Raw genomic sequence first — 17,957 nt, 5'->3', positions numbered from 1 at the left:
CCGTTGCTATGTCACATACCGCTCAGTACGTCGTCATCGGGGTAATCGTCACGACGAGTATGGTGGCTGTTGTCAGGCATCTCTTTCCGCAACGAACTCGTGCGGTGATACAGGGCGTTCTGGACGGGCTTGTCAGGCGGGGTATCGCGATTCCGCGTCGGTGGCGCAATCGGAACCCTGTGGTTACCGGGTGCGCAACCGGGTGCGGGTCTTGTTCGTCATCGCAATGTGCGAATCCTGAGCAAGTGGTACCCGTTCGTCTGCATAGGGACAAGTCGAAAATGCGTTGAAATCCTGCTGAGAGATGCATTCACCCAATGTTGAGGCAGACTGAGTGCCATGGTTCTCTGGTCGCATGTGTTGCGAGTACGCGCAGCGGTGTTTCGTCTGAATATGAGCCGTTCAGCGCCGGCCGCCTTGATGAGATATTGCCATGCTAGGGTGAGCATGCGTGGGCTATGATCCAATGGCATTCCTGCCATTCGATAGCCGCGCTTTGGCCGCAGTGTCAGCTTCTCTTCGCGCGCACAGAACAGTCACCCAAAGGACAGCGCGAAATATCTGATGAATGTCGCCCGTTGTATGTGGATTCAACCGGTCAATGCAACACGCTAGCGCTGCCTGGGCAGCCCTTCGATCATTGTTCCACGACGGATTTCATCGTTCTGCATCACCGCGACGGCCGCCGATTTCCCAATCAGCACCCGCGCGTGCCGAATCGGCACGAAGCCGCTTTTTCTGCCGCCTACACTCCGCTTCCTGAGACTGGCTGATGGCTTCCGCGCGCCTTCGAGGCGCCCAGGGGCCATCGCACACCTATCCCCATCGCCAGCGATCCAGAGGAGCCGGGCATGACCCACAACGCCAAATCCCACAACCCGTGGCGCGAAATTTGCGCCGCGAGCATCGGTAACGCACTCGAGTTTTACGATCTGCTGATCTATGGCTACTTCGCCATCGTGATCGGGCAGTTGTTCTTCCCCGCGCACGACGCGACGACGTCGCTGCTGCTCTCCGTCGGTACCTTCGGTATCTCGTTCGTGACGCGCCCGCTCGGCTCGATCATCCTGGGCAGCTATGCCGACCGCGCCGGACGCAAGGCGTCGCTCACGGTGTCCATCGCCTTGATGATGCTCGGCACCGCCCTGCTGGCGGACATCTTCCCGACGAGCACACGCGGCACCGGCTTGGCGCTGTCGTACAACTTCTCGGTGACGCTGTTCGGCGGGTTCGCGCCGCTCATCGTGACCTGGCTTATCGATGCCACGCACAACAAGCTCGCCCCGAGTTTCTACGTGATGACGACCGCCGTACTGAGTGTTGGCGCGGTGATCTCGCTCGGCCGCCGCGTGCGCGAAGGCAAAATCGCAGGCGTAACGCACGGCTCGCCGCGCGCCTCCAGGGTTTGATCGACGCATCGGACGATCGGCGCGCGACGCATTTCCTGCGCTGCAGCTCTCGCCCGATGCACTGAATTTCGCCGTGACGACGACGTTCGACGACCTCCGGCGGCGACGTGGCCGTCTTTTGCAGCATCCTCTGCGGAGCATTTTCATGACCACGCTTGAAGCGATCCGCGCCGCGTTGCCGGCGTACCCCATCGAAGTCTCATTTCCCGACATCGCGCGCTGGCGCGAAGGCAACACCGGCATCGACTATCTGCATTCGTTCGACAGCGGCAAGCCCGGCAAGCACGTGATGATTCTTGCGCTCACGCACGGTAACGAAGTGAGCGGGGCCATCGCGGTTGATACGCTGCTTGCCGCCGGGGTGAGACCCACGGCGGGACGCCTGTCGCTCGGCTTCGGCAATATCGGGGCGTACGAGCTATTCAGCGCGGAGAACGCCGACGCCACGCGCTTTCTCGACGAAGACATGAACCGCGTCTGGACGCCGTCGACGCTCGACGGCGAGCGCCAGAGCCGCGAGCTGGCGCGCGCCCGTGCGATGCGTCCGTTCATCGATACGGTCGATCTGCTGCTCGACATTCACTCGATGCATGAGGCGTCCGCGCCGCTGATGATGACCGGCCCGCTGGAAAAGGCGATTGCCCTTGCTGCAGAACTTGGCACGCCCGAGCACGTCATCGTCGACAAGGGGCACGCCAATGGCACGCGCATGCGCGATTACGGCGGCTTCGGCGACCCGGCCAGCCCGAAGAACGCACTGCTGATCGAAACCGGCCAGCATTTCGCGGGGAGCGCGCGCGATGTCGCGCTCGATTGCACGGCGCGCTTCCTGATTCACGCCGGCGTTGTGGCCGAGGCCGATATGGCGCCATACCTGACGCAGACGCGTCCCGCTCGCCAGAAATTCGTGGAGATCACGCAGCCGGTCGTGGCGCGCTCGATGGACTTCCGCTTCTCGCAGCCGTTCACGGGGCTTGAAGTGATCGAGAAGGCCGGCACGGAGATCGCCCGCGATGGCGGCGAGGTGATCGTCACGCCCTATGACAACTGCGTGATCGTGCAACCGTCGATGCGGCACCTCGGCGTGAATGTCACGATGATGCGTCTGGGACGGTTGCTGGATCGTTGATCCTATGGGGCCGCTGTGTCGGTAGCGTCCCCGGAATCTCCGGCATCGCCAGCCTGTGCCCGCTTGCCGCGGCGCAGGCTCAGTTGGGCGAGTACATCGGCGTGCTGATTGCCCCAGCGGTAGAGCATCTCGATGGGCTCGATGAACAGCTCGCCCAGCGACGTCAGCGAATACTCCACCTTGGGCGGCACGACGGCAAACACCTCGCGATGAATCAGGCCATCACGTTCGAGTTCGCGCAACGTCTGCGTGAGCATCTTCTTTGAGATCCCCGGCAAGCGGCGCTGCAATTCTCCCGTACGTGTGGTGCCGCATTGCAACGCGTAGAGCACCATGCTCGTCCACTTCACGCTGAAGAGTTCCAGCACGCGACGTGGCACGCAGGTTTCTTCGAACACGAAAGGGGTTGGTTTGTTCATGGTAACCAATTGGTGACTATCTAACTGAAAGGTGCCTACTGGGGATTTGGGGCCTTCGTCACTATACTTTGTGGCGATGGTGCGCGTCATCCGCGGTAAGGGGGCCTCGGGGCTTTCCCCTTGACATGCCGGATGGGCGCGCGCAGGACATTGGAGAATCCCATGAGCAGTTTGTCGAAGACGGCCCTCTCGATGCTGGACCTGGTGCCGGTGCGCGCCGGAGGCACGGTGGCCGCCGCCCTGAAGCAATCCACGGAGCTGGCGCAGCATGTTGAACGCTTGGGCTTCACGCGTTTCTGGCTAGCCGAACATCACAACATGGACGGCATCGCGAGTTCGGCGACCGCCCTGTTGATCGGTCACATTGCGGGCGAGACGTCGCGCATTCGCGTGGGGTCGGGGGGCGTGATGCTGCCTAACCACCCGCCGCTGGTCGTTGCCGAGAACTTCGGCACGCTGGCCGCGCTGTATCCGGGGCGCATCGATCTGGGCCTGGGGCGTGCGCCCGGTGCCGATCAGGCCACCATGCGCGCGCTGCGTCGCGACCGGCTGTCCGATGGCGACGATTTCCCCGAGCAGGTCGCCGAATTGCGTGCCTTGCTCGCGCCCGCGCAGCCCGGGCAACGGCTTGTCGCGACGCCCGGCGCGGGCAGCGATATTCCGGTGTGGTTGCTTGGCTCGTCACTGTTTTCCGCGCAACTCGCGGCACATTTGGGGCTACCGTATGCGTTCGCGTCGCACTTCGCGCCGCGGTTCCTGTTCGACGCACTTCGGCTTTACCGCGAGCGATTCCGTCCCTCGGCGGTGTTGGATAAGCCCTATGTGATGGTGGGCGTGCCCGTCGTGGCTGCGCCGACGGACGAGGAGGCGGCATTTCTTGCGACGTCCGCGCAGCAGAAGATTTTGGCACTCATGCGCGGACAGAGTCTGAAGTTGCAGCCGCCCGTCAACGATATGGACGAGCGTTGGGATCCGGCGGAACAGCACTCGGTGGAAGCATTCCTCGGCGTGGCCGTGGTGGGTGGCCCCGAACGGGTGCAGGCCGGGTTGACCGATCTGGTCGAACGCACGCAGGCCGATGAGTTGATGCTCGTCACCGACATCTACGATCCCGTGTTGCGATTGCGCTCGTGCGATATCGTCGCGACCGTCTGCAAGGCCTGACGAGGCAGATCGCGTCGTTGGCGCAGACTCACGCTCACTCCCAGACCCAGACCCAGACCCAGACCCAGACCCAGACCCAGACCCAGAGGTGGACTTAGACGCAGGTTGTCGGCCTGCGCGGAGGGGTAGGGACGTCGTATGTGCGTCCCGTGTTCCCAGCCTTACCCGCGCGTGTCAGCGAAAGCGTTCGATGGAGAACGGCGAGAGGTCGATGGCGGGCCGCTCGCCGGATACCAGTGCCGCAATCGTGCGGCCGGTCGAGGCGGCGGCGGTCAGACCTACGTGACCGTGGCCGAAGGCGTAGAACGCGTTCGGTACTTTCGATGCCGCCCCCAACACCGGCAGCGAATCGGGCGTGCTGGGACGGAATCCCTGCCAGCGCGCACCGTCGACCGATTGTGTCGGCTTCGCGCCTTTCACCGCGCCGGGGAACATCGTGTGCAACTGATTGAGCAGCAGATCGGCGCGGCGCCAGTTCGGCGCCGCTTGCAGGCCGGCCAGCTCCACCGTGCCCGCGCCGCGAAGACGGCCGTTCATCGGCGTGGCGAACAGCTTGCCTTCGGCCCACATGACGGGACGTGAGGGCATGTCGTCCGGCGTCGGAATCTCCACGTGATAACCGCGCTCGGTATCGAAGACAGCGGAGTCGCCCAACTGACGCACAAACGGTGCAGACCATGCGCCGGCCGCGACTACCACGGCGCTTGCGGGTTCGCGGCCCCGATCGGTGTGCACGGCCACGGCCTGCGCGCCGTTGGTTTCGATGGCCGAGGCGGCGGCGTCTACGATTCGCCCACCCCGCGCCACCACGTGTGCCGTCAGGCTGGCCAGCAGCGCGCCGGGATCCGGCGTGTGGCCGGTCTCGCCGATGTAGCGGGCACCGACGAAGTCATGCGACAGCGCCGGCTCGAACTCGCGCAATGCGGCCGCATCCAGCGTTTCGATGTGCACGCCGTTGTCGCGGCGCAGCGCCATGCCGCCTTCGTCGCCTGCCATGCCTTTCTGGCTGGAGTAAGCGATGAGATAGCCGCGACGCGTGACGAGATCGTTCGCGCCGGCATCGTCAAGCAGCGGTTGATAGGCGTCGAGCGCGGGGCCGAGCAGTGCGCGCAACGCGCGCGCCTGCGCGGTAACGCGTGCCGGCTGGCTGGCGGCGACAAAGCGCATCAGCCAGGGCACCATGCGCGGGAGATAACCCCAACGCAGGACGAGCGGGCCATCCGGTTGCATCAACCAGCCGGGTACCTGCCAGAGCACCCCAGGCATGGCGATGGGCACGACCGACGAGCCATTGATGCAGCCCGCATTGCCAAGCGACGCCGCCTGACGCGCCGATTGCCGATCGACGATCACTACCGCGTGTCCGGCCCGTTGCAGGTACGCGGCCGTACAGACGCCGACCAAACCGCCCCCGATCACGACGACGGGACGTGAATCATTCATGAAACTGTCCTGCGAAAGCACGAAAGCGCTCAGTGTACCGGGTTAAGTGCGTACCCCTAAGCGCCTTCAATATTCCTGCGCGTGTTCAGATCATCTCCAGTGGGCGTTTGCGCGCCGGCGCTTCGAAATGATGATCGAGCCGAGCGAGTTCCTCCGTCGTCAGATCGATGTCGTAGGCGGCTCGATTGGCGCGCACGTGAGCGTCCGTGCTCGCCTTGGGAATCGCGATGACGCCCGGGCGGCCCAGCACCCAGGCAAGGGCAATCTGCAGCGGTGCGACATGGCGCGCGGCGGCGATCTCGCCCAGTGCGCCTCTCGCCGGCAGCCGTCCCTGCTCGATCGGCGAATACGCCATCATCGGCAGACCGCGTGCCGCCAGCCACGGGGCAAGGTCATACTCGGGGCCGCGTCGCGAGAGGTTGTACAGCACCTGATCGGTCGCACACTTTTCGCCGCCGGGCAGCTCGAACAAGTCTTCCATGTCCTCCGTATCGAAGTTGCTCACCCCCCAGTGGCGGATCTTGCCCGCCTCACGCAACGCTTCGAAGCCGGCAATCGTGTCTTCGAGCGGGACGTCGCCACGCCAGTGCAGCAGGTAGAGATCGAGGCGATCGGTGCGCAAGCGCTCCAGACTCCGCTCGCAAGCGGCGATCACGCCACGTCGCGACGCATTGTGCGGGTAGACCTTGCTCACGAGAAATACCTCATCGCGAAGGCCGTCGAGCGCTTCGCCCACGAGGCGCTCGGTCGCCCCTTCGCCATACATCTCGGCCGTATCGACGAGCGTCATGCCCAGCGAGACGCCCAGTTGCAATGCCGCGATTTCCTCGCGACGCCGTTCAGGCTTCTCGCCCATCATCCATGTGCCCTGGCCGAGCGCCGGCACGCTGTCGCCTTGGGGGAGTGCGATTTTTCGCATGGTCTTTCCTCCGTGATTTGGTCACCATTATCGGCCTGCAAGTCGAGCAATGACCAGTGCTGTGAGGGCTTCACGCAACACTTTGCGGTGTCGTCCGATCGTTTGACTCGGACTCGCCTGAAGCACCGTTCGGAAATTGCCGCCATCGCATTCGTGTATCCATTCTCTCGGATAGTTCACAACCCTATCGCCGCACTGCAGCGATAAGCTGATTTCACCGACGCACATGGCGAATGTTGCTCCGCGGCGAGACGGCTCGGTGATGGCTTCCGTCGTGTGCGTCGGACCTGCAACGATGGGAGACGTGCGGACGGAACGAGGGGCGGAAAAAAAGAAAGCCCCGCGAGCGGGGCTTAAAGGCCGACCGGAGGTGCGTCGGCCAAGGAGGTTCGTCGTAGACGAGCGCGAACATCACTAGGGGCGCGCTTCAGACGTATTGTCGGCATAGTCGATCGGCCTATGGGAAGGAGGATTCCGAATATTCAGAAAGAACGTTGGTAACAAATGTGACAATTGACGACCTTTTCTTGCGGGGTGACGAACGCGATAATGGGGCACCTCCCACTTTGAGGCGTCCCCAAATGGATAACACGATCAAACTCCGTTCGCGCGGCTCGCCGCTCCTGCCCGGCGAGCGCTATGCGCCGCCCTCGGTCTTTTTTCACTGGGCCATCGCATTGCTGATCGTGATCGCCTATGCCGCCGTCATTATCAAGGGCTATTTGCCGAGAGGCAGCGCCCAGCGTGCGATGTCGCTGACGATTCACGAATGGGCCGCGCTCGGGGTATTGGTGCTGGCCGTGCCGCGGTTGCTGTTGCGAATGATCAAGGGCGCGCCGGCCGCGCTGCCGGGGCAAGCGTGGTGGGTGCGAGCCGGATCGTCGGGCGCGCACCTTCTGCTGTATCTGTTCATGTTCGCGCAACCGGTCCTGGGCTATCTGATACTCAACGCGCAGGGGCATCCGCTCACGATTCCAGGGCTGGATATTGCGCTGCCGCAGTTCATTGCGAAAGACGAACAGACGAGCCGCTCGATCAAGGAGATTCACGAGACGATCGGCACCGCATTCTATTGGGTGATCGGCTTCCATGCGCTGGCGGCGCTGTGGCACCACTACTTCCGTCGCGACGATACGTTGCGACGCATGCTTTAAAAGGGATTTTTACGTCACCCGCTCTGAGGGGACATTGCGCGGCGCCTCCCCGGGCGCCGTGTGTGTGCGGGTGCGGTGTTGCCCAGCAAGGCAAGGGCGAGCGCGCGGGCCGTTTGTAACGGCTTTCGCGTTTCGACGTATGGCCTGAACGTTTCTCTTGCGCGCCCGCAGGGGTATCAGAACGTTACGCCCAGCCCCACGCCAACGATCAACGGATCGATGTGGAGCGTGCCCAGATCGGTGCCGCCAAGCGAGGTATCCGTCTTCATCCAGACCTTCTTGACATCGATGTTGACGAACAGATGCTTGGTCATTTGAACGTCCACACCGGCTTGCAGTGCCGGACCGAAGCTGTGGTTCGTGATCGAGATCGGCGTGCCGCCCGCCTGCAGGTTGCTGTTCCAGAAGCGCGAGTAGTTGACGCCTGCACCGACATACGGACGTACCTTGCCCGCGTGATTGAAGTGGTATTGAAGCAGCAGCGTCGGTGGCAATACGTTCAGACTGCCGAGGTTCCCGATGCTGGACGTCAGTTGATGACGTGACATGCCAAGAATCAGTTCAACACCAACGTTATCGAGAATCATGTAGCTGAAATCCAGCTCCGGCACGATGGCGTTGTTCACGCTCACCCCCAGAGTTGGCAACACGCTGCCGCTTGCATGCGAGTCCGGCAAAATACCAATGACGCGAACACGTGCGAGGATGTCGCCGGCGTAAATCCCTTGCGAGCTGTCCTTGATGAAGCCGAAGCGTTTGGCTGACTCGACCGGGGCGTTGTCGGTCGTTTGTGACGTTGCCTGTGCCGCCGCGAATGGGCTGAAGACGGCGGCATAGCTGACGAATGCGGCGGCGATGGCCGTAACGCCAAGAGAGAGCTTCATGGTGGTTTCCATAGTCGTGAGTGAGCCCGACCGATGGTAGAAGCCGCCTCGCGTGGCGAACTTGATGCGCGTCAAGTGCGGGAAAACGCAAGGGCGCCGTGCGACAAAGCGTCGCGGCGCCGAGCCGCGTTGGGACGCAATCAGTGGCGAGGCAGCAACACGACCGTGAGGGAACGCACGCCCTGGGCGCCTTGAATCAGCACGCCTTCGATATCGGCTGTTGCGGACGGTCCGGTGACGAGGACCGCGTAACGCGCCGACGCGAAGTCGGGCAGTCGATAGATGTCTTGCAAGCCATCGACAATGTCGCGTGGGTCGAGCAGCACCACGAGATGCTGCACGAGATAGCCGAGCGCGTTCACTCCGTACTCCTGCTCGGAGAGCCAGACGGAGCCGGTCTCCGCGACGCCGAAGCGCGCCCGCACGATGGCGACGTCAACGTCATGCAGCGATGCCGGCGCGCGCGCGACGTCGAGCGGTGCCGCCGAGGCGGCCTCCGCTGTTGCGGTGACGGGCGTCACGCCGGGGAACCGTTCGACAAGCCACGCGGGCAGTTCACGCGCGTGGTCGAGCGTCGCGAGTTGTCCGCCCATCGTAATGAGGTTGAGGCCGAAGCGCTCGCACCGGTCGCCCTCGGGTGTCTCGAAGGCCGGCAGCACGGGCAAGGGAAACGGTTCGTACGCCCCGTCGGCAGTCCGTTCGTCATCACGCAGCGACACGCGCTGCGCGGCGCGCACGCGTACGAGAAATTCATTGCGGGACGTGCTCATGGCGTCTCCTTGCTTGTCGCGTCGCGCGCTGTTCGATTGGCGTCGTACCAATCGCGGAAGGTCTGCGTGGGCGCGTCGGGCAGATCGCGCCCCTTGCCCCACGTGTTGAGGGGGTTGTAGAGCACCAGGTTCGGCAGACGGTGCAGGGCGACGTTCATCGATTTGATCGATGTGCGATACAGCACCGGATTGGCGAGCAGCTTGCCAGCGACCTTGATCAGGCTGCGTTTGACGCGGGGCAACTCACCTTCCTCCGCCACGATCTGCCGCCACTTGTACAACTGCTCATGAATATTGATGCGCACCGGGCAGACGTTGGTGCAACTGCCATTCATCGTTGACGCGAACGGTAGCGCGCTGTAACGCTTCAGGTCAGAGGCGGGATTGAGAATGGCGCCGATCGGCCCTGCGTAAGTGCTGCCATACGACAAGCCGCTGCTGCGTCGGTAGACCGGACACGTATTCATGCAGGCCCCGCAGCGAATGCATTTGAGCGAGTACCAGAAGTCGTCCATCGCGAGACGCGCCGAGCGGCCGTTGTCGACGATGACGTAATGCATCTCCGTACCCGGACGCGGCGCGCGAAAGTGCGACGTGTATTGGGTGATGGGCGACCCCAGGGCGCTGCGCGACAACAAGCGGATGAACACGCCGAGGTCGGCCGTGCGCGGAATCAGCTTTTCGATGCCGATGGACACGATGTGCACCGGCGGTACGTTGGCCGACAGATCGGCATTGCCTTCGTTGGTGCACACCACGACCGTGCCCGTTTCCGCGACGGCGAAGTTGCAGCCGGTCATGCCCGCGCCCGCCTCGAGAAACGCCGGACGCGTGGTTTGACGCTGACTCTCGGCCAGATAGTGCACATCGTCGTTGTCGGGGTCGGTGCCGAGCGTGCGGCCGAACAGCTTTGCGACGTCGCCCCGCAGCTTGTGCACCGCCGGCACGACCACATGCGAGGGTGGCTGCTTGTCGAGCTGCTGAATGCGCTCGCCAAGATCGGTTTCCATGACATCGATGCCGCGCGGTTCGAGATACTCGCGCAATTCGCATTCGTCCGTGAGCATCGATTTGCTCTTGACGAGTGTCTTGACGCCATGCGCCGCGAGAATGCCGTGGACGATGGCATTGTGCGCAGCGGCGTCGAGCGCCCAATGCACCTTCACGCCATTGGCTTCGGCTTGTGTCGAGAATTGGTCGAGGTAGTCTCCCAATCGCGAGAGCGTGTGTTCCTTGATCTGCGACGCGAGCGTGCGCAGCGTTTCCCACTCGCCGATGGAGGCGGCTTGCGCGTCGCGCTTCATGCGCAGATCCCACAGGCGCTTGTCGTGAAACGCCACGTGCGCGGTTTTCGCGAGAAATGCCTCGGCCTGCTTGGCGTGATTCACGCGCTCGGCCCGGCTCATGCCGTCACCTGCGCATGCGCCGCCGGCGCGAGGGTGTCGAGGTCAACGCCATTGAGGACTTGAGCGATATGCAGAAAGCGCATCGGTGTCTGCGCGCGTGCCGCGCATCCTTTCTGATGCATCAGGCAAGACATGTCGGCGGAGACGATGAACTGCGCGCCCGCGTCGAGGTGGTCATGCACCTTGTCCTGCCCCATCTTGACGGAGACGGCCTGCTCCGACACGGAGAACGTGCCGCCGAAGCCGCAGCATTCGTCGGGGCGACGCGGCGCGGCGAAGCGGATGCCGCGCACGCCGTCGAGCAGCGTGCGGGCCTTCGACCACGGCTCGCCGGGAATCTCGCTGGCAGACGCCGCATGCAGGTGGCGAACGGCGCTGCAACTGTTGTGCAGCCCAACGGTGTACGCAAACTCGGCCCAGGGAAAGTGGCGGACCTTGAGCACATCGTGGAGAAACTCGGTGAGTTCGTAGGTGTTGGCGCGAACGGCGGCCGTGCGCTCCGACTCGCCCGCTGCGCTCAGGTGCTTGCGCACGTGATGCACGCAACTCGACGACGGCGCCACGATGTAGTCGTAACCGGCGAAGTTGTCGACGAAGAGCGACTCCGCGCCGGCGGCGTCGGCTTCGCAGCCGTTGTTGGCCAACGGCTGCCCACAACAGGTCTGGCGGCGCGGGTAATCGACGCTCACGCCGAGTTTCTCCAGCAACTCCAGCGTGGCGATGCCGACTTCGGGAAACAGGGCATCGATGAAACAGGGAACGAACAAGGCCGCTTTCATGGGGTTCTCCAACAGGGGACGACACACTCGCCGCGGCGCACGATCGGCGAGGCGGCGAGTGTCTACAACGACGACCGACTCAATGCACCAGCATCCCCGTGAGCCAGTAAGCCTGCACCAGCGTCATCACACCGGCGAGCAAGACGAACATCAGGCTGTGCCAGACGGTGAAGCGGAATAGATCGGCTTCCTTGCCGATCAGGCCGGTGGCCGCGCAAGCCACCGCGATCGATTGCGGGGAAATCATCTTGGCGGTCACCCCGCCGGTGGTGTTCGCAGCCACGAGCAGTGTGTTCGACACGCCGATCTGCTGCGCAGTGGTGCTTTGCAGGCCCGCGAACAATGCGTTGGACGACGTATCGGAACCGGTCAGGAACACGCCCAGCCAACCGAGCAGCGGCGAGAAGAATGGGAATGCCGCGCCCGTGTGCGCGAGCAACAGCGCAAGCGTCGTCGACATGCCCGAGTAGTTCATGACGAATGCAAACGCCAGCACGAGACCAATGGCCAGCACGGGCTTCTTCAGCTCCGCGACGGTTTCGAAGAAGCTTTTTACACCGTCGACGGGCTTCATGCGCAGCAGGGCCATCGAGAGCAGTGCCGCAATGAAGATCGCCGTGCCCGTCGCCGAGAGGGCATCCCACTTGAAGATGGCGTCCATCGGAGTTGCCTTGGCGACGATGGGCGCGGCCTTGGCCACCAGGCGGTCGAGCCCGGTCACGTGCAGCGACGGCACGCTCCACGCCAGCGGGCCTGTCGCGGCGAACAGTGCCTTGAAGGCGGGCAGGCTCCAGATCGTGACCGTGCCGGTCAGGATCAGGAACGGCGACCAGGCACGCAGGATCTGTCCGGCGGTGTAGGGCGACGCCTTTGCGCCGTGCGCCGTTCCGCCGCCAAAGCCACCGAACCCACCCAATGCTGCGCTGCCACCCGACGTCGACACACCGGCATGCGCGCGCGCGGCAGACGTCTTCGGCTGCCACACCTTCAGGAAGCCGGCGAGGCACACGAGCGAGAACAGCGACGAGATGATGTCCGGCAGTTCCGGCCCGATGTGGTTCGACGAAAAGTACTGCGCGACGGCGAAGCTGCCCCCCGCCACGAGCGCGGCAGGCCACGTTTCCTTGACGCCGCGCTTGCCGTCCATGATGAACACTAGCCAGAACGGGACGAAGGCGGAGAGCAACGGCAACTGGCGTCCGGCCATCGCGCCGATATGGAACGCGTCGATGCCGCTCACCTGACCCGCCACGATGATCGGAATGCCCATCGCACCGAAGGCAACCGGCGCGGTGTTGGCGATCAGGCACAGGCCTGCGGCGCGCAGCGGTTCGAAGCCGAGACCGACGAGCAGCGCGGCGGTGATGGCGACCGGCGCGCCGAAGCCCGCCGCGCCTTCGAGAAACGCGCCGAACGAGAAGCCGATCAGCAGCATCTGAAGCCGCTGGTCGTTGGTCAGCGAGACCACCGAGCTGCGAATGATGTCGAACTGTCCGGTCTTGACGACCACACGATAAAGAAAGACCGCGGTGATGATGATCCAGGCGATGGGCCACAGGCCATAAGCGAAGCCGTACACGGCGGACATGGCGGCCATCCTGGCCGGCATGCCGAAGTAAGCGACGGCGATGATCAGTGCGATGCCAACGGTCAGGGCGCCCGCGACATGCGCTTTCATGCGCAGTCCCGCCAGGGCGACAAAGAATACGACGATCGGTAGCGCGGCCATGAGCGCCGCGATCCATAGCGTGCCACCCGGCACGTAGTTCTGTACCCACACTTCCACTTGCGTCTCCTCGATTTGGTGATCGATTGCTATAAGGCTTGGTCAGGCGGTGTCGCCGTGCGCGCGGCCGCGTCTGAATGGCGGTTGGCACGACGGTTGGCACGGACGTGTCGTCCGGCTGACGCGATGATCGACACCCGTGAAACGTTCGGGCAAACTGGTCGTACCAGTTGCTGTGAATGCGAGCCGACAGGGCAAAATCGCGACACGGGCAAAACACGCGCCAACCACGCACGCCCAGGCATCGAGGTGCTCGAGTGTCGCAATTTGGGCACCGCGTCGCCGCCGACGCACGCATCCGACCTATTGCAGGAGACGTCACCGTGAGCGGTCCCACTCTGACCGAGCGCATCACACGCGAACTCGAGACCCGTTTGATCGAAGGCGTATGGGCGCCAGGCGAGCGCATTCCGTCCGAGCGTGCGCTGGCGCTATCGCTGGGCGTGGCACGCTCGACGGTGCGCGCCGCGCTTCAGCGTCTCGTTGCCCGCGGCCTGCTCAAGACGCGCGCCGCGTCGGGCGTTTATGTCTCGGATCGTTTGCAAACGGGGTTGATTTCGCCGTGGCGTCAACTCGTGAGCGATCATCCGGAGTTGCGTCCGGACATGCTCGAGTTTCGCCTGATGCTGGAGGGCACCACCGCCTATCTGGCGGCCGTGCGGGCGACCAATGAAGATCTTGCGCGCCTGTCCGAACTGGTCGATGGACTGGTCGACGCGCACGAGCGCGGCGACACGGTGCGCGAGTCGCGGCTGGACGGCGATTTTCATACGGCGCTCGCGAACGCGTCGCACAACGCCATGCTTCGACACCTGCAAGGCAGCGTGACCAAGATGCTCCACGAGCACATCTCACTCAACAACTCGGGGCTTTTCGATCTGCGCGAGCAGGCGTCGGAAACCATCCTCGCGCACCATCTTGCGCTGTGGGAGGCCATCCGTACCCGCCAGCCCGAAGCGGCGCGCCGCATCATGCGCGAGCATATCGGCTTCGTGTGGCGCAAGCTCGAACCGGACTCGCCGGTGCCGATCGTGCCTTGAGGACGCCGGTCCTGTCCGCCGGTTTTGGTAGGATGCGGACTTTGCCACGCCATCCCCCATCGTGAAGCGCCTGATTTCGTCGCTGTTCTCGTCGCTGTTGCATGCCATCGCCCAGACGGGCCGGCATGGTCTGCGTCTTGCGCAACCCCTGCAGCCGTATGCGGCCCGTGCGTGGTTTCACGTGCGTCACCCCACGCGCCGGGGCGTGCTCATCGCCGTCGCGGCGCTGCCGTGCCTGCTTGTCGCGTACACGTTGATCCTGATTCCATTCACGCCGAGCATCCGCGACATCCGGCGCGCCAGGATCGACCGACCGGCGCAGGTGCTGTCGGCCGACGGTAAGCTGCTTGCCGAATTCCGGCCGGCGAACCGTGAGTGGGTGCCGTTGAAGGACGTGTCGCCGAACGTCGTCAAGGCGCTGGTGGCCACGGAAGACCACCGCTTTTACGAGCATCACGGCATCGACCTGAAGCGCACCGCGTCGGCGGCGCTGCACACGTTCTCCGGCGACCGGCAGGGCGGTTCGACCCTCACGCAGCAGCTCGCCCGCAATCTGTATCCGGACGAGATCGGCCGTGCGCCCACGCTCACGCGCAAGCTCAAGGAAGCGATCACCGCCCTCAAGATCGAAGCGCTTTACACGAAGCCCGAGATTCTCGAGACATACCTGAACACGGTGCCGTTCCTGTACAACGCGTACGGTATCGAGATGGCCGCGCGCACGTACTTCGACAAGTCGGCCGACCAGCTCGATTTGCTCGAAGCCGCCACGCTTGTCGGCATGCTCAAGGGCAATAGTTATTACAACCCGGTGATCAACCCGGAACGTGCGCTGCAACGTCGCAATACCGTGCTCGCCCAGATGGTCAAATTCGGAGGGCTCGATGCGTCGAAGCTCCCCGCGTTGCAGAAACGCCCGCTGCGCATCAACTTCGAACGGCAGACCGAGGAGCCCGGGCCCGCACCGCATTTTGCCCAGCAATTGCGCAAGTGGCTGATCGGCTGGGCCGATCGTCACGATTACAACATTTATTCCGACGGCCTCGTCGTGCATACGACCATCGACTCGCGCTTGCAGACGATGGCCACGCAGGCGCTCACGCATCAGGCCAATCAATTGCAGGGCATTGCCGACGCCAACTGGTCGGCACGCGGTGGCTGGCGCGACAGCGCGGCGCTGGTACACGCGTTCGTGCGCGAATCGCCGGAGTATCGCAACGCGGTGGCGGGCGCAGAGGCGCCGGAAGCGGCGATGAAGCGTCTGCTCGCCGACAAGACGTTCATGCAGAATCTGCGCGCGACGAAGACCCGGGTGCAAGCGGGCTTTCTGGCGCTCGATCCGCGCACGGGTGAAATTCGCGCATGGGTCGGCAGCCGCGACTTTACGACCGATCCCTTCGATCACGTTCAACAGGCGCGGCGGCAGCCGGGGTCGACATTCAAGGCCTTCGTGTATGGCGCGGCGTTCGTCAAGGGCAGAACGCCGGACGACACCATCGTCGACCAGGTCGTCGACATTCCGCTTGCGGGCGGCGAGATCTGGCGACCGAGCGACGACACCGCGCCGACCAACAAGCCCATGACGTTGCGCGACGCGCTGGCGCAGTCGCGCAACACTGTCACGGCACAACTGATGCAGGACGTGGGGCCGTCGCGCGTGGCCGGACTGGCGCGGGCGATGGGCGTGCGCGAGAGCAAGCTCGATCCGGTGCCGTCGCTGGCGCTCGGTACGAGCCCGGTTTCACTCAAGGAGATGGTGAGCGCGTACGGCACCATCGCGGATGGCGGCGAGTATCGCGAGCCGACGATGGTCACCGAGATCACGAACAGCGACGGCGACGTGCTCGCCACGTTCTCACCCGTGCGCGCCGAGCGAGCGCTTTCCGTGAACGACGACTACACGCTGCTCGACGCGCTGCGGGGTGTGATCAATCGAGGCACGGGCACTGCGATTCGCACGCGCTTCGGCATTCGCGCCGATGTCGCGGGCAAGACCGGCACGACGCAAGACAACGCGGACGGCTGGTTCATCCTCATGCAGCCGCAGTTGGTGGCGGGGGCGTGGGTCGGTTTCAACGACAGTCGCGTGACGCTGCGCAGCGATTACTGGGGGCAGGGCGCGCACAGCGCGTTGCCGATCGTCGGCGATGTGTTCTCGCGAGCCTTGCGCTCGAAGGTGATCGATGCGAATGCGAAGTTCGAAGCGCCGGATAACCACCATTGGTATAGCGACGGGTGGACGCGTGTCTCGGATTGGGTGACGGGGCTGTTCACGAAGACGCCCGAACCGGAGCACAAGCCGAAGGCGCCGGTGAAGCGTTCGGTGGCGCCGGCGCCCGTCCCGGCAACGACGGACGCCACGCCCGCCACCGCGAGCGATAGCGGGCCGCTGCCGGTGCCGGTCGCGTCGGCCGTGCTGGCGCAGCCCGAGTCAGGTGTGCCCGCGAGCACGCCGCATGGCACCACGATTCCGGGCGTGCCGGGTGAGTGGAACGGTCCGGGCGGTGCGTCGTCGAGCGGTGCGGCGCTGCCGTCCGGCTCGGCGGGCGGCTTACCGTCGCCGGCGACGCAGTTCGTCACGCCAGCGCGCCCGACGCCAGCCGCATCGGGGCCTGCCTCGCCGTAATTCGTGCGGGGCGCCGCGAGCCCGCCGGATCGTTTGTCCGACGTCCGGCGTGAGCGCAACTAAACGCATCCCTGCTCGCGGTCACAGGCCGATCGTCGCATCAACGTTCCGGCCTGATCCGCGCACTCAGGCAGAGCGCTTCGGAATGTCGAGCCCGCGCATCACGGCCGGACGCGCAACGAACGCGTCGAGCGCGCGTCGTACGTGCTTGAACTGGTCGAAGCCGACCAACTCACCCGCCTCGTAGAAGCCGACGAGGTTTCTCACCCACGGGAACGTGGCGATATCGGCAATCGTGTACTCGTCGCCCATGATCCACTGGTGTGTCGCCAGACGCGCGTCGAGCACGGCAAGCAGGCGCTTCGCTTCGTTCACGTACCGGTCGCGCGGACGCTTGTCTTCGAAGTCCTTGCCCGCGAACTTGTGGAAGAAGCCGACCTGACCGAACATCGGCCCCACGCCACCCATCTGGAACATCACCCATTGCAGCGTTTCGTAACGCGCGGCCGGATCGGCGGGCAGCAGCTTGCCGGTCTTCTCGGCGAGATACCAGAGAATCGCGCCCGACTCGAACAGCGGCATCGGCTTGCCGTCGGGGCCATTGGGATCGAGGATTGCGGGAATCTTGTTGTTGGGGTTGAGCGTGAGAAACGCGGGCGAGAGTTGGTCGTCGGTCGAGAAGTTCACCAGGTGCACTTCGTAAGGCAGCCCGATTTCTTCGAGCATGATCGAGGCCTTCACGCCGTTGGGGGTGGGCAGCGAATACAGTTGCAAACGCTCGGGATGCGCGGCAGGCCACTTGCGCGTGATGGGAAACTGGGACAGATCGGCGGATAGATCGGCGGATAGATCGGACATGAGGATCGATGCGTTCGTGTTGGAGCGACGCGCAGCGCCGCGGGACGACCAATATACCGCCAAGTCGCCAGGCTTGCCGGGCGCGGTGGCGTCGGGCTTTTCCGGTAGACTGCTCGCACTTTGACCCGTCGCGCGGAGGCTGTCTGCGCAGGCGAGACACGAAGCACCTTC

The 17,957-nt window shown here is 64.1% G+C and carries 15 protein-coding genes and 1 pseudogene; 7 read left to right on the top strand and 9 right to left on the bottom strand.

Features of this window, described 5'->3' with window-relative positions; translation table 11 throughout:
• Positions 1-8 precede the first annotated feature (8 nt).
• The 3 genes and pseudogenes from PSO31014_RS22935 (at position 9) to PSO31014_RS11205 (ending at position 2,538) form a co-directional block, all read left to right on the top strand.
• Complete coding sequence (locus PSO31014_RS22935) at positions 9-290, top strand: DUF6587 family protein (protein ID WP_425494870.1); 282 nt, start codon at positions 9-11, stop codon at positions 288-290.
• A 561-nt stretch (positions 291-851) separates the two neighbouring features.
• Positions 852-1,154: pseudogene (locus PSO31014_RS22930) on the top strand (MFS transporter); the annotation flags it as partial.
• Between the two features lie 400 nt (positions 1,155-1,554).
• Positions 1,555-2,538, top strand: coding sequence for a M14 family metallopeptidase (locus PSO31014_RS11205; protein ID WP_150551691.1), 984 nt, complete (start codon positions 1,555-1,557; stop codon positions 2,536-2,538).
• A gap of 2 nt (positions 2,539-2,540) precedes the next feature.
• On the opposite strand, the gene PSO31014_RS11200 is transcribed toward PSO31014_RS11205, so the two are convergent.
• Positions 2,541-2,957, bottom strand: coding sequence for a winged helix-turn-helix transcriptional regulator (locus tag PSO31014_RS11200; protein WP_150551690.1), 417 nt, complete (start codon positions 2,955-2,957; stop codon positions 2,541-2,543).
• Positions 2,958-3,119: 162 nt separating this feature from the next.
• Between PSO31014_RS11200 and PSO31014_RS11195 the strand changes: the two genes are divergently transcribed.
• On the top strand, positions 3,120-4,121 hold the full coding sequence (locus tag PSO31014_RS11195; protein WP_150551689.1) for an LLM class flavin-dependent oxidoreductase: 1,002 nt from the start codon (positions 3,120-3,122) through the stop codon (positions 4,119-4,121).
• Between the two features lie 174 nt (positions 4,122-4,295).
• On the opposite strand, the gene PSO31014_RS11185 is transcribed toward PSO31014_RS11195, so the two are convergent.
• Positions 4,296-5,564 carry an NAD(P)/FAD-dependent oxidoreductase gene (locus PSO31014_RS11185; RefSeq protein WP_150551688.1) on the bottom strand — a complete coding sequence of 423 codons (1,269 nt, stop codon included), beginning with the start codon at positions 5,562-5,564 and terminating at the stop codon, positions 4,296-4,298.
• 85 nt (positions 5,565-5,649) lie between these two features.
• Complete coding sequence (locus tag PSO31014_RS11180; protein WP_150551687.1) at positions 5,650-6,483, bottom strand: aldo/keto reductase; 834 nt, start codon at positions 6,481-6,483, stop codon at positions 5,650-5,652.
• Positions 6,484-7,064: 581 nt separating this feature from the next.
• Between PSO31014_RS11180 and PSO31014_RS11175 the strand changes: the two genes are divergently transcribed.
• Positions 7,065-7,637, top strand: a complete 573-nt coding sequence (locus PSO31014_RS11175; RefSeq protein ID WP_150551686.1) for a cytochrome b — start codon at positions 7,065-7,067, stop codon at positions 7,635-7,637.
• A gap of 176 nt (positions 7,638-7,813) precedes the next feature.
• Here the strand turns inward: PSO31014_RS11175 and PSO31014_RS11170 are convergent, their stop codons facing one another.
• From PSO31014_RS11170 to PSO31014_RS11150, 5 genes are all read right to left on the bottom strand, one after another.
• Positions 7,814-8,521, bottom strand: a complete 708-nt coding sequence (locus PSO31014_RS11170) for an OmpW/AlkL family protein (protein WP_150551685.1) — start codon at positions 8,519-8,521, stop codon at positions 7,814-7,816.
• Positions 8,522-8,661: 140 nt separating this feature from the next.
• The gene (locus tag PSO31014_RS11165) at positions 8,662-9,291 is read right to left on the bottom strand and encodes a LutC/YkgG family protein (RefSeq protein ID WP_150551684.1); all 630 of its coding nucleotides are present in this window, start codon (positions 9,289-9,291) and stop codon (positions 8,662-8,664) included.
• Complete coding sequence (locus tag PSO31014_RS11160) at positions 9,288-10,697, bottom strand: lactate utilization protein B (protein ID WP_150551683.1); 1,410 nt, start codon at positions 10,695-10,697, stop codon at positions 9,288-9,290. Before PSO31014_RS11160 ends, PSO31014_RS11165 begins: the two co-directional genes overlap by 4 nt.
• Entirely contained in the window at positions 10,694-11,476 is a 783-nt protein-coding gene (locus tag PSO31014_RS11155) for a (Fe-S)-binding protein (RefSeq protein WP_150551682.1), read from the bottom strand. The genes PSO31014_RS11160 and PSO31014_RS11155 overlap by 4 nt, the downstream gene beginning before the upstream one ends.
• Before the next feature lie 79 nt (positions 11,477-11,555).
• Positions 11,556-13,262 (bottom strand): lactate permease LctP family transporter, encoded by a 1,707-nt coding sequence (locus PSO31014_RS11150; RefSeq protein WP_150551681.1) that lies wholly within the window; start codon positions 13,260-13,262, stop codon positions 11,556-11,558.
• A gap of 323 nt (positions 13,263-13,585) precedes the next feature.
• Between PSO31014_RS11150 and PSO31014_RS11145 the strand changes: the two genes are divergently transcribed.
• Positions 13,586-14,302 (top strand): FadR/GntR family transcriptional regulator, encoded by a 717-nt coding sequence (locus PSO31014_RS11145; RefSeq protein ID WP_150551680.1) that lies wholly within the window; start codon positions 13,586-13,588, stop codon positions 14,300-14,302.
• A gap of 61 nt (positions 14,303-14,363) precedes the next feature.
• A complete protein-coding gene (locus PSO31014_RS11140; protein ID WP_425494869.1) occupies positions 14,364-16,928 on the top strand; it encodes a penicillin-binding protein 1A in 2,565 nt (854 codons plus the stop codon).
• Between the two features lie 126 nt (positions 16,929-17,054).
• Here the strand turns inward: PSO31014_RS11140 and PSO31014_RS11135 are convergent, their stop codons facing one another.
• Positions 17,055-17,786 (bottom strand): glutathione binding-like protein, encoded by a 732-nt coding sequence (locus PSO31014_RS11135; RefSeq protein ID WP_150551679.1) that lies wholly within the window; start codon positions 17,784-17,786, stop codon positions 17,055-17,057.
• Positions 17,787-17,957 lie beyond the last annotated feature (171 nt).

Source organism: Pandoraea soli (assembly GCF_902459595.1).
In the GTDB taxonomy this organism is placed as follows: domain Bacteria; phylum Pseudomonadota; class Gammaproteobacteria; order Burkholderiales; family Burkholderiaceae; genus Pandoraea; species Pandoraea cepalis.
The sequence above is the reverse complement of the archived record's forward strand: the minus strand, read 5'-3'. Positions and strand labels throughout refer to the sequence as shown.

Coding starts and splice junctions, on each gene's coding strand:
- PSO31014_RS11180 (WP_150551687.1), bottom strand. CDS start 6,483: ATGCGAAAAATCGCACTCCCCCAAGGCGACAGCGTGCCGGCGCTCGGC.
- PSO31014_RS11165 (WP_150551684.1), bottom strand. CDS start 9,291: ATGAGCACGTCCCGCAATGAATTTCTCGTACGCGTGCGCGCCGCGCAG.
- PSO31014_RS22935 (WP_425494870.1), top strand. CDS start 9: ATGTCACATACCGCTCAGTACGTCGTCATCGGGGTAATCGTCACGACG.
- PSO31014_RS11155 (WP_150551682.1), bottom strand. CDS start 11,476: ATGAAAGCGGCCTTGTTCGTTCCCTGTTTCATCGATGCCCTGTTTCCC.
- PSO31014_RS11170 (WP_150551685.1), bottom strand. CDS start 8,521: ATGAAGCTCTCTCTTGGCGTTACGGCCATCGCCGCCGCATTCGTCAGC.
- PSO31014_RS11205 (WP_150551691.1), top strand. CDS start 1,555: ATGACCACGCTTGAAGCGATCCGCGCCGCGTTGCCGGCGTACCCCATC.
- PSO31014_RS11200 (WP_150551690.1), bottom strand. CDS start 2,957: ATGAACAAACCAACCCCTTTCGTGTTCGAAGAAACCTGCGTGCCACGT.
- PSO31014_RS11135 (WP_150551679.1), bottom strand. CDS start 17,786: ATGTCCGATCTATCCGCCGATCTATCCGCCGATCTGTCCCAGTTTCCC.
- PSO31014_RS11175 (WP_150551686.1), top strand. CDS start 7,065: ATGGATAACACGATCAAACTCCGTTCGCGCGGCTCGCCGCTCCTGCCC.
- PSO31014_RS11195 (WP_150551689.1), top strand. CDS start 3,120: ATGAGCAGTTTGTCGAAGACGGCCCTCTCGATGCTGGACCTGGTGCCG.
- PSO31014_RS11185 (WP_150551688.1), bottom strand. CDS start 5,564: ATGAATGATTCACGTCCCGTCGTCGTGATCGGGGGCGGTTTGGTCGGC.
- PSO31014_RS11160 (WP_150551683.1), bottom strand. CDS start 10,697: ATGAGCCGGGCCGAGCGCGTGAATCACGCCAAGCAGGCCGAGGCATTT.